At 75.5% G+C, this 10,404-nt stretch carries 10 protein-coding genes; 8 read left to right on the top strand and 2 right to left on the bottom strand.

Going from position 1 to position 10,404, the window contains the following annotated elements; all coding sequences use genetic code 11:
- From KMS84_RS03990 to KMS84_RS03965, 6 genes are all read left to right on the top strand, one after another.
- Positions 1–649: hypothetical protein (locus KMS84_RS03990; RefSeq protein ID WP_438818894.1), on the top strand; the 649-nt coding region annotated here is incomplete at its 5' end.
- Between the two features lie 214 nt (positions 650–863).
- On the top strand, positions 864–1,721 hold the full coding sequence (locus KMS84_RS03985; RefSeq protein WP_256914605.1) for an oxygenase MpaB family protein: 858 nt from the start codon (positions 864–866) through the stop codon (positions 1,719–1,721).
- 170 nt (positions 1,722–1,891) lie between these two features.
- Positions 1,892–2,695: a polyphosphate kinase 2 gene (gene ppk2, locus KMS84_RS03980; RefSeq protein ID WP_256914604.1), complete on the top strand. Its 804-nt coding sequence runs from the start codon at positions 1,892–1,894 to the stop codon at positions 2,693–2,695.
- A gap of 126 nt (positions 2,696–2,821) precedes the next feature.
- Positions 2,822–3,949, top strand: a complete 1,128-nt coding sequence (locus KMS84_RS03975; RefSeq protein WP_256914603.1) for a sulfite oxidase — start codon at positions 2,822–2,824, stop codon at positions 3,947–3,949.
- A 202-nt stretch (positions 3,950–4,151) separates the two neighbouring features.
- A complete protein-coding gene (locus KMS84_RS03970) occupies positions 4,152–5,573 on the top strand; it encodes an FAD-binding oxidoreductase (protein WP_256914607.1) in 1,422 nt (473 codons plus the stop codon).
- Between the two features lie 109 nt (positions 5,574–5,682).
- Positions 5,683–6,864 (top strand): pyridoxal phosphate-dependent aminotransferase, encoded by a 1,182-nt coding sequence (locus KMS84_RS03965; RefSeq protein WP_256914602.1) that lies wholly within the window; start codon positions 5,683–5,685, stop codon positions 6,862–6,864.
- Positions 6,865–6,900: 36 nt separating this feature from the next.
- Here the strand turns inward: KMS84_RS03965 and KMS84_RS03960 are convergent, their stop codons facing one another.
- Complete coding sequence (locus tag KMS84_RS03960; protein ID WP_256914601.1) at positions 6,901–7,509, bottom strand: TetR/AcrR family transcriptional regulator; 609 nt, start codon at positions 7,507–7,509, stop codon at positions 6,901–6,903.
- Between the two features lie 183 nt (positions 7,510–7,692).
- On the opposite strand from KMS84_RS03960, the gene KMS84_RS03955 reads away from it, so the two are divergent.
- The gene (locus KMS84_RS03955; RefSeq protein ID WP_256914600.1) at positions 7,693–8,625 is read left to right on the top strand and encodes an NAD(P)-dependent oxidoreductase; all 933 of its coding nucleotides are present in this window, start codon (positions 7,693–7,695) and stop codon (positions 8,623–8,625) included.
- A 43-nt stretch (positions 8,626–8,668) separates the two neighbouring features.
- On the top strand, positions 8,669–9,163 hold the full coding sequence (locus tag KMS84_RS03950) for a MarR family winged helix-turn-helix transcriptional regulator (RefSeq protein ID WP_256914599.1): 495 nt from the start codon (positions 8,669–8,671) through the stop codon (positions 9,161–9,163).
- 367 nt (positions 9,164–9,530) lie between these two features.
- Here KMS84_RS03950 and KMS84_RS03945 read toward each other — a convergent pair whose 3' ends face one another.
- Positions 9,531–10,367: a class I SAM-dependent methyltransferase gene (locus KMS84_RS03945; protein WP_256914598.1), complete on the bottom strand. Its 837-nt coding sequence runs from the start codon at positions 10,365–10,367 to the stop codon at positions 9,531–9,533.
- Positions 10,368–10,404: the final 37 nt, after the last annotated feature.

The following is a 10,404-nucleotide window of genomic DNA, read 5'->3' as shown; positions in this document are numbered from 1 at the left end:
CCCCCCCCCCCCCCCCCCCCCCCCCCCCCCCCCCCCCCCCCCCCCCCCCCCCCCCCCCCCCCCCCCCCCCCCCCCCCCCCCGCGGTCCGGCGACGCCCGGGAGGGTTCCGAGCAGGCGCTCGCCGCGCTTTTGATGCTGCGCGAGGTGCGCGACCGGCTCGCCGCGTGGGAACCGGGGCTCATCGAGGAGGCCCGGGAGGCGGGGGCCAGCTGGGCGGATCTCGCCCGGCCGCTCGGCGTCTCGAGCCGGCAGGCCGCCGAACGCCGCTATCTGCGCGTGCGCCCCGGGAACCCCGGGTCCACGAGCGAGGAGCGGGTGCAGGCGACCCGCGACCGCCGCGCGGCCGACCGCACCGTCACGGCCTGGGCCCGGGCCCACGCGGGCGACCTGCGTCGCCTGGCCGGCCAGATCACCGCGCTCGCCGACCTCCCCGCCGCCGCGCGGACCCCGCTGGCCGAGCTCGGCAGCGCCCTCGCGGCCGACGACGCCGCCGCCCTCGTCGGCCCGCTGAAGGACACGCGGACGCATCTGGCGTCCGGCCACCCCGAACTCGCGGCCCGGGTGGACGACGTCGCCCGGCACACCGAGGCGCTCCGCCGGCACAGCGGCGACCAGCGCCGGGGCCCCCGACCGCAAGGCTCCGCCTGACCCCGCCGCGCGCCTGCCCGTCCGGGCGCGTACCCGCCCGCCGCGGCCGGTGGACCTCGCGGACGGCGCCCGGGCGCGTCGCCGGGCGGCGAGAGCGCCCGTTTCCGGGCGGGCATCGCGGACACTGGACAGCGAGAGACCGCGCCGAAGGCCAGAAGACCCGAGGCCAGACCCAGGACCAGGAGACCGGACAGCAGCAGAGGGGAGGCCGACCGTGCTGACCACCGTCCGTGACCAGCTGGGGCAGGCCCTGTTCCAGCGCGTCGCCGGACCCGACGGCCCGGCGACCCGCGCCCGCATCCACGACACCCCGGGCCCGCGGTGGTTCGGTCCCGAGCGTCCCGTCCGCATCGTCCACGGCGACGCCTCGATGTTCATCGGCGGCCTCAGCGCGCTGCTGTTGCAGTCCCTGCACCCGCTCGCCATGGCCGCGGTCGCCGGGCACTCCGGTTTCCGGGGCGACCCGTGGGGCCGGCTGCAACGCACCAGCACCTTCCTGGCCGTGACGACGTACGGCACCGCCGAGGACGCCCAGCGCGCGGTGGACCACGTCCGCGGCATCCACGACCGCATCCGCGGGACGACCGCGCAGGGCGTGCCCTACCACGCGGCCGACCCGCGCCTGCTCGGCTGGGTGCACGCCGCCGAGACCGACAGCTTCCTGCGCGCCCACGAGCGCTTCGGGGCGGCCCCGCTGGACGCCGACGGCTACGACGCCTACGTCGCCGACACGGCGCGGGTCGCCGAGGCGCTGGGCGTCGACGACCCGCCGCGCGACCGCCGCGAACTGGCCGAGCGTCTGGCCGCCTACCGGCCGCAGCTCCGGGCCACCCCCGAGGCGCGTTCCACGGCACGGTTCCTGCTGCTGCGGCCCCCGGTCCCGCTGGCCGCACGGCCCTTCTACGGCGGCCTGGCCGCGAACGCCGTCGCCCTGCTGCCGTCCTGGGCCCGCACCATGCTGTGGCTGCCCCGGGTGCCGGTCGTCGAAGGCCTGGCCGTGCGCCCGGCCGGTCAGGTCCTGACCCGTGCCATCCGCTGGGTCATGACCCCGCCGGGCCGCGCCCGCTCCTAGGGCCTGTGCCCGCTCCGGGCCTGTGCCTGCTCCGGGCCTGTGCCCGCTCCCGGCGCGCGCGGATGCGCGGTGCGCCGGCGCTCAGTACGGTGGCGTCCCGGTGTTCGATCCCGGGCAGGGCGGGAACCGCGTAAGTCTGCGGCGTGAGGTCATCGGACGGTGGAGGCGGCATGGCCGACAAGAAGGCGGCATCCGTGCCGCGCAAGGTCTACGAGAAGGAACTGCTGCGGTTGCAGACGGAGTTGGTGCAGCTTCAGGAGTGGGTGCGGGCGTCGGGCACCCGGATGGTGATCGTGTTCGAGGGGCGGGACGCGGCCGGCAAGGGCGGCACCATCAAGCGGGTCGCCGAACACCTCAACCCCCGCGTGGCACGGATCGCGGCGCTGCCGAAGCCGACCGAACGCGAGCGCACCCAGTGGTACTTCCAGCGGTACGTCGAGCATCTGCCCGCGGCCGGGGAGATCGTGCTGTTCGACCGGTCCTGGTACAACCGCGCCGGGGTCGAGCACGTGATGGGGTTCTGCACGAAGGAGGAGCACCAGCTCTTCCTCAGGCAGTGCCCGATCTTCGAACGCATGCTGGTCGAGGACGGGGTGCTGCTGCGCAAGTACTGGTTCTCGGTGAGCGACACCGAGCAGCAGGACCGCTTCCGGCGCAGGCTGGAGGACCCGCTGCGGCGCTGGAAGCTCTCGCCGATGGACCTGGAGTCGATCACCCACTGGGAGGCGTACTCGCGGGCCAAGGACGAGATGATGGTGCACACCGACATCTCCGAGGCGCCGTGGCACGTCGTGGAGAGCGACGACAAGCGCCGGGCGCGGCTGAACATGATCGCCCATCTGCTGTCGTCCGTGCCGTACCGCGAGGTGCCGCCGCCCGTGCTGGAACTCCCGGAGCGGCCGGCGTCGACCGGCTACGAGCGTCCGCCGAGGGATCTGCAGACATACGTCCCCGACCACGCGGCGAGCCTCTGACACAGGGCGCGTCGGGAGGGGCCGTCTCCCTCTCGGCCGCCGGTTGCGTGCCACGGCCGCCGGGTCTCCGCCTCCGGGTGCGCGCCGCCGGGTGCACGGCTGCGCGCCGAGGCGGAGAATCGGGGCATGAGGCGTCGACTCGCCGACGTGAGCGGGCCCGCCCGGCTGGCCGCGCCGGGCGAGGGCCTCGGGCAGGACGAGCTGGCGCTGGCCGCGCGCAATCACGGTCTGCCGCTGGAGGCCCTGCGCTACGACGTCACACCGCCCGGCCTGCACTACGTGCTCACGCACTACGACATCCCCGCCGTACCGGACGACGACTCCTGGCGGCTGACGGTGAGTGGCCGGGTGCGCCGCCCGCTCAGTCTCTCCCCCGGGGAGCTGCGGGCCCGCCCCGCGGTCGTCGTGCGCACCACCATGGAGTGCGCGGGCAACGGCAGGGCGCTGCTGTCGCCGCGTCCCGTGAGCCAGCCCTGGCTGGTCGAGGCGGTGGGCACCGCGGACTGGACGGGGGTCCCCCTGCGCCGCCTCCTCGACGAGGCCGGGGTCGCCCCCGGCGCGGTCGACGTCGTGTTCACGGGCGCGGACCACGGGGTGGAGCGGGGCGTCGAGCAGGACTACCGGCGGGCGCTCGCGCTCGACGTGGCCACGGGCGACGATCCGGAGATCCTGGTGGCGTACGCGATGAACGGCGCGCCGCTTCCTCCGCAGCACGGCAGCCCGCTGCGGCTGGTCGTGCCCGGCTGGTACGGCATGGCCCAGGTGAAGTGGCTGCGGGACGTCGAGGTGTCCGACTCCCCCTTCACCGGCTTCCAGCAGTCCGTCGCCTACCGGATCCGGCGGACGCCCGGGGAGACGGGCGAGCCCGTCACCCTGATCGCGCCCCGGGCGCTGCTGATCCCGCCGGGCTGCCCCGACTTCATGTCCCGCACCCGGGTGGTCGGGCCGGGGCCGGTTCCGCTGGAGGGACGGGCCTGGTCGGGGCGGGCGCCGGTGACGTCCGTCGAGGTGAGCGCGGACGGCGGGCGGACCTGGGAGGCGGCCGGACTGGAACCGGACCACGGCCGGCGCTGGGCCTGGCGTCGGTGGACCTTCGTGTGGTCCGCGACTCCCGGCGCCCATGTGCTGAGCGCTCGTGCCCACGACGCGGCGGGCCACTCCCAGCCGCTCGAACAGGCCTGGAACCGGGGCGGGTTCGCCAACAACGCCGTCCAGCGCGTGCCGGCGCTGTGTCTCGACCCCGACGGCGGGTGAGGGGCCCCGTGCCGCGGAGCGCCCCACCGACATGCGCAGGCCGCCCGCGGGACGGACACTGAAGACTGGCGGCGAAGGCCCCGGCCTCGGCCGTCGGCAACAGTCCGAGGTGCGCACGGATGCCCGCGCCGCTCGCCGAGACCTCTCCCGGACACCGCGCGTCCGGCCGTGCGCGACCACCATCGTCACAGGGGTGTTCGACATGGGCGGCGACAACGGAGCGGCGCTGGAAGGTCTGCGTGAGGCACTGCGAGGGCCGGTCCTCGCGCCGGGGGACGCGGGGTACGACGAGGCCCGCACGGTCTACAACGCCATGATCGACCGGCGTCCGGCCGCCGTGGCCCGGTGCGTGGACGCCGGGGACGTGCGCGCGACGCTGTCGTTCGCGCAGGACAGCGGCCTGGACCTCGCGGTGCGCGGCGGCGGACACAGCGGACCGGGCCTGTGCGTGATCGACGGCGGGCTCACGCTGGACCTGTCGCCGATGCGCTGGGTGCGCGTCGACCCGCAGGCCAGGACCGCGCAGGTCGGCGGCGGCAGTCAGCTCGGCGACCTCGACCACGCGGCGCACGCCTTCGGTCTGGCCGTGCCGGCCGGCATCATGTCGACCACCGGCGTCGGCGGCCTGACGCTGGGCGGCGGCCACGGGCATCTGACCCGCAGGCACGGGCTGACCATCGACAGCCTGCTGGCGGCCGACGTCGTCCTCGCCGACGGCTCGTTCGTCACCGCCTCCGAGAAGGAGCACCCCGACCTGTTCTGGGCGCTGCGGGGCGGCGGCGGCAACTTCGGCGTGGTCACGTCGTTCACGTTCCAGCTGCATCCCGTGGACACGGTGGGCGTCGCGGTGACGCTGTGGCCGGTCGACCGGACCGCCGAGGTGCTGCGCTGGTACCGGGAGTTCCTGCCCGCCGCGCCCGACGAGGTGAGCGGCTTCTTCGCGGTGCTGGTCGTGCCCCCCGGGCCGCCGTTCCCGGAGCCGATCCACGGGCACAAGATGTGCGCCGTCGTGTGGTGCTACACCGGCGACCTGGCGGCCGGGCGGCTGGAGGAGGTGCTCGGCGTGGTGAACGATCCGGCGCCCCCCGCCTTCCACTTCACCGCGCCGATGCCGTACCCGGCACTTCAGAGCATGTTCGACGAGCTGATCCCGGCCGGCTTGCAGTGGTACTGGCGCGGGGACTTCTTCGACTCGCTCTCCGACGGGGCGGTCGAGGTGCACGCACGCTACGGCGAGGGGCTTCCCACCGACCTGTCGACGATGCACCTGTACCCGGTGGACGGGGCGGCGCACCGGGTCGGGAGCGACGACACGGCCTGGGCCTACCGGGACGCCGTGTGGTCCTGCGTGATCGGGGGGATCGACCCCGACCCGGCCAACGCCGACCTGGTCCGGCAGTGGTGCGTCGACTACTGGGCCGACCTGCACGGGCATTCCATGGGCGGCTCCTACGTCAACTTCCTGGGAGCGCAGGAGAGTCCGGAGCGGGTGCGGACCACCTACCGCGGACACTACGACCGGCTGGCCGAGGTCAAGCGCGCCTACGACCCGGACAACTTCTTCCGCGCCAACCAGAACATCCCGCCCGCCGCGCGGGGGGACGGCGCGGCGGGCGGGGCCTGACGGCGGGCGCCGCGCCCGCGCGGTCGATAATCGGCTGAGCCACAGGCCCGAGCCGAAGGAGAACCGTGCGAGAGCGGACGCAGCAGGGAACAGGGCCGGAGGCCGCGGCATGAGCACGCCACGGATCTCCCGGCGGGCCGAGGCCGTCGCCCCGTTCTACGCCATGGAGTTCGGCAAGCAGGCCGCCGCGCTGGAGGCGCAGGGGCGTCGCATCGTCAAACTCAGCCTGGGAGAACCCGACTTCGGTGCGCCGCCGGCCGTGCTGAACGCGATGCGGGAGGCCATGGACGGGCGGCCCATGGCCTACACCGAGGCCCTCGGGCTGCCCGCGCTGCGCCGGGCGATCTCCGGGTTCTACGCGCAGCGGCACGGGGTCGACGTCGATCCGGCCCGGATCGTCGTGACCGCGGGGGCCTCGGCCGCGCTGGTGCTGACCGCCGCCGCCCTGGTCGATCCCGGCGACGAGGTGCTCATCGGCGACCCGTCGTACCCCTGCAACCGGCAGATCATGGAGAGCTTCGGCGCCCGCGTCACCCTGGTGCCCGCGACCGCCGAAAGCCGGTTCCAGCTGGACGCCGCCTCGGTGCGGGCGAGTTGGACGGAGCGCACGCGCGGCGTCATGGTCGCCACTCCGTCCAACCCCACCGGCACGTCGGTTCCGGCCGGCGAACTCGCGGCGATCTGCGACACCGCCCGGGAGCGGGGCGCCTGGCGCCTCGTCGACGAGATCTACCTGGACCTCTCCGACCACGACGCCCGCGGCCGGCCGCCGCGCAGCGCGCTGTCGACCGACCCGGACGCCGTCGTCGTCAACAGCTTCTCGAAGTACTTCGGCATGACCGGCTGGCGGCTGGGCTGGTGCGTGGTCCCCCGGACGCTGGCGCCCGTGATGGAGCGGCTGGCGCAGAACTACTTCCTCTGCGCGTCCGCGCCCGCCCAGCATGCCGCCCTGGCCTGCTTCACCGCGGAGTCCCTCGCGGTGTGCGAGGCCCGGCGGGCCGAGTTCGCGCGGCGCCGGGCGCTCGTCCTCGACGGGCTGGCGCGGATCGGCCTGCCGGTGCCCGTCCCGCCCGACGGCGCCTTCTACGTCTACTTCGACGTCGCCGGCACCGGGCTCACCTCGTGGCAGTTCTGCGAGCGAGCCCTGCTGGAGGCGGGTGTCGCCCTGACCCCGGGCCGGGATTTCGGCGAGCACTCGGCGCGGACGCACGTCCGCCTGTCGTACGCGGCGTCGACGGAGGACCTGCGCGAGGGGCTCGCCCGACTGGGGACGTTCCTGACCGGTCTCTAGCGCGGCCCTCGGGGCGCGCACGGGGTGCGCGAGGTGTCAGGGGCGGTCGCGCACCGCGGCGTCGAGGAGCGGGCCGAGTTCGCGGGCGACCGTCGTCAGGGCGCGGACGTCGTGCTCGGCCCGGGCGATCAGGATCGCCCCCTCCAGGGCGCTGATCATGAGCGTGGCGAGCGCGCCCGCCCGCTCCGCGGGCACGCCCAGCTCGGTCAGCGCGCCGGCCACCGGTTCGGTCCATGCGGCGAAGGCGGCCGCCGTGGCCTGCCGGGTGGCGTCGGTGGACCGGGCGCGGTCGACGGTGGCGGCGGCCACCGGGCAGCCGCCCGCGAAGCCGGCGGACTCGTACTCGTCGGTCCACTGCCGCACCATCTGGGCGAACAGCGCCGAGGGCGTCGCGCGCTCGCCGGAGTCGGACAGCGCGGCGAGGAAGCGGGCCACGCGGTTGCCCGCGTAGCGGCCCGCCCAGCCGACCGCCTCGTTGACCAGCTGCTCCTTGCCGCCCGGGAAGTAGTGCTGAAGCGAGCCGCGCGGCGCGTCGGCGTGGGCGGCGACCTCGCGCATGCCGGTGGCGGCGACCCCCTCGCGCCGGATCAGCTGGGCGGCGCTGAACACCATCCGCTCGCGCGGCCCCCGCTCGGACACCGCCATCGTTCGACCTCCACCGACCGTTCCGGGACCGCTGCGTTCCGCCTCCACTCTATGACCGCGGTCATGAAGGGGACTACTATGACCGCCGTCATAGTCGGTGCCGCCGCATCCGCGGCGGCTCGCGGCCCGGGTGTCAGCCGGACCCGCGCGGAAGCGGGAGCGGAAGGGGAAGGACGGTGCGCGGTGCACGTCGGATTCATCGGGCTCGGGGTCATGGGACAGCCCATGGCCGCCAACCTCGCCCGCGCCGGGACGCCCCTCGTCGTGGGGAACCGCACCCCCGGCCGGTGCGAGCCGCTGCGCGCCCTGGGCGCCGAGGTCGCGGGGAGTCCCGGCGAGGTCTTCGAGCGGGCCGCAACGGTCATCCTCATGCTGGCCGACGAGACGGCGATCGACGACGTGCTGGGGCGCGGCTCCCCCGCCTTCGCCTCCCGCGTCGCCGGACGCACCGTGGTCCACATGGGCACCACGGCCGCCGAGTACTCGGCCGGCCTTCAGACAGACGTCGCGGCGGCGGGCGGCCGTTACGTCGAGGCGCCGGTCTCCGGGTCCCGCGTCCCGGCCGAGCGCGGGGAACTGGTCGGGATGCTCGCGGGCGACGAGGACGCGGTGGCTGCCGTGCGGCCCCTGCTGGCCCCCCTGTGCCGGGAGACCTTCGCCTGCGGGCAGGTGCCGGGCGCGCTGCTGATGAAGTTCTCGGTGAACCTGTTCCTGATCACCCAGGTCACCGGCCTGGCCGAGGCCTTCCACTTCGCCGAGCGGCACGGGCTCGACGGGCGCCTGCTGCGCGACGTGCTGGACGCGGGCCCGATGGCCAGCGCCGTCTCCAGGATCAAGGGCCCCAAGCTGCTGGAGCGCGACTTCCGTGTGCAGGCGGCCGCCGCGGACGTCCTGAAGAACAACCGGCTGATCGCGGAGGCCGCCCGCGAGGCCGGCCTCGCCTCACCGCTCCTCGACGTCTGCCACGCGCTTTTCGGCGAGACGGTCGCCCAGGGGCACGGGGGCGAGGACATGGCCGCCGTCCTGCGCGCCCTGGAGGCCCGGACCGAGGCCGCGCGCCCGCCCGGCGCGCACACGACGCCCTCCCCGCCGTCGGCCCACGCGTCCCGGGCATGATCGGTACGGTGATACCCGGGACGGCGAGAGGGGCGGCGAGGCCGTGAGCGAGCAAGCGGGGATCGGGACGGCGAAGGAGGCCGCCGACCACGAGCTGATTCTGGCGTTCGGACGTCTGCAAGGGGCGGCGAACCGGCTGGAGTACATCCTGGGGCGGGCCCTGGAGGTGGAGTGCGGGATCAGCCATCTGACCTTCGAGGTGCTGCTGATCCTCGGCCGGGCGGGCGCGCCGGGCCTGTCGATGCGGGCCATCGCCCAGGAGCAGGTGCTGACCACGGGCGGCGCCACCCGGCTCGTGGACCGCATGGCGGCCGCGGGACTCGTGACCCGCGCGGACTCCCCCGACGACCGGCGGGCCAAGCTGGTGCGGCTCACCCCGCTGGGCGAGGAGACGACCGTGCGCGCGGCCCGGGTGCACCTGGAGAACATCGAGCGGTACTTCGTCGCGCCGCTGCCCGCCGAGGACCTCGAACGGTTCACCCGGGACCTCCGTCTCCTCAGCCACTCGGCCCGGGACGTCCTGCCCCGCCTCCCCTGACCCCCGTCGCGGCGTCGCGGCGCCCGGACGGGTCGGCCGTCGGACGGGCGTCCCCCGCGATCGGGGGCAGGCGGCTCACGGCCGGTCCGTGAGGTCGTCGGGACGAGGACCGAGACGAGGACCGAGCTGACCGGACGGGGACGGCCATCAACGCGCGCCTCGCGCCACCCGGACCGGGTCCCCCGCCGCGGGCCGGGCGGCGCGCCGGGGTCGGACCGGCCGGCGATCCGCCGGACCGCGGACCCGTCGCGCCGCCGCGTCGGGCGCCTCAGCCTTGGCCGGACAGCCCGCCGCGGGTGGGTCGGCACACCGTGAGCCGGACCCCGTCAGGGGCCCGTGGGGGTCCGCCGGGCCACGGGGCCGCGTGTCACCTCGTCGGCGGCCTGCGCCAGATCACGGCCTCCGTCGGCGGGAGACGCTCCGCGAAGCGGCCCTCGGGCGCCGCCCGCAGCAGCAGCGCCCGCAGGTCCCGCTCGAAGTCCTCCCGTCGGTCGCCGAACAGATGCGGGGCGGAGGCGGACCGGGAGAACGTCCAGGCGACGAGGTCGTCCGCGGTGCGCTCGACCACCTGCCCGGCCGGCACGACGAGCCGGCCGGCGTGCTCGAAGCCGGCCCCGGCGAACACGAGGTCCTCCCCGCCCGGCGTGCCGTCGACGAGGGTTCCCCGTCCCGCCCGGCGCACCGGGCCCAGCCAACGGCGCACCAGCGCGGCCATCTCCTCGTAGGGGGGCGACGGCGGCGGCGCCGGTGCGGCGGGCGGGTCCTGGAGCTCGCTGACGTGCACGAGCGCGCCGCCCGGCTCCAGCATCCCCAGCACGAGCGCCGCGACCCGCTCACGGTCCGTCCAGTGGAACGACTGCGCGAACACCACCACCGTGAACTCCCCCAGCCCGGCCGGGAGTTCCTCCGCCCGCGCGGCGACCAGACGGACGTTGCCCGCACCCCGGCGCGCGGCCTGTCGCCGCGCCTCGGCGAGCATGTCCGGGTCGGGGTCGACACCGACTGCCTCGTCGAAGAAGCGCGCGATGTCCAGCAGGACGACGCCCGGGCCGCAGCCCACGTCGAGGAGCCGGCCCCCGCCGTCCAGACCGAGCGCTCCGGCCAGCGCCTCGGCGAAGCCCGGAGCGTACGGAAGGCGCCCGCGCGCGTAGTGGGCGGCGCTCCCGGCGAACAGGGTCTCGTCCCACTGCCATCCCTCGGGCATGCCGGTTCCCTCCGACGGGGCGAACGGGTTGGCTCCC

The sequence above is a fragment of the Streptomyces hilarionis genome (genome assembly GCF_024539675.1).
Lineage (GTDB): Bacteria > Actinomycetota > Actinomycetes > Streptomycetales > Streptomycetaceae > Streptomyces > Streptomyces hilarionis.
The sequence above is the reverse complement of the archived record's forward strand: the minus strand, read 5'-3'. Positions and strand labels throughout refer to the sequence as shown.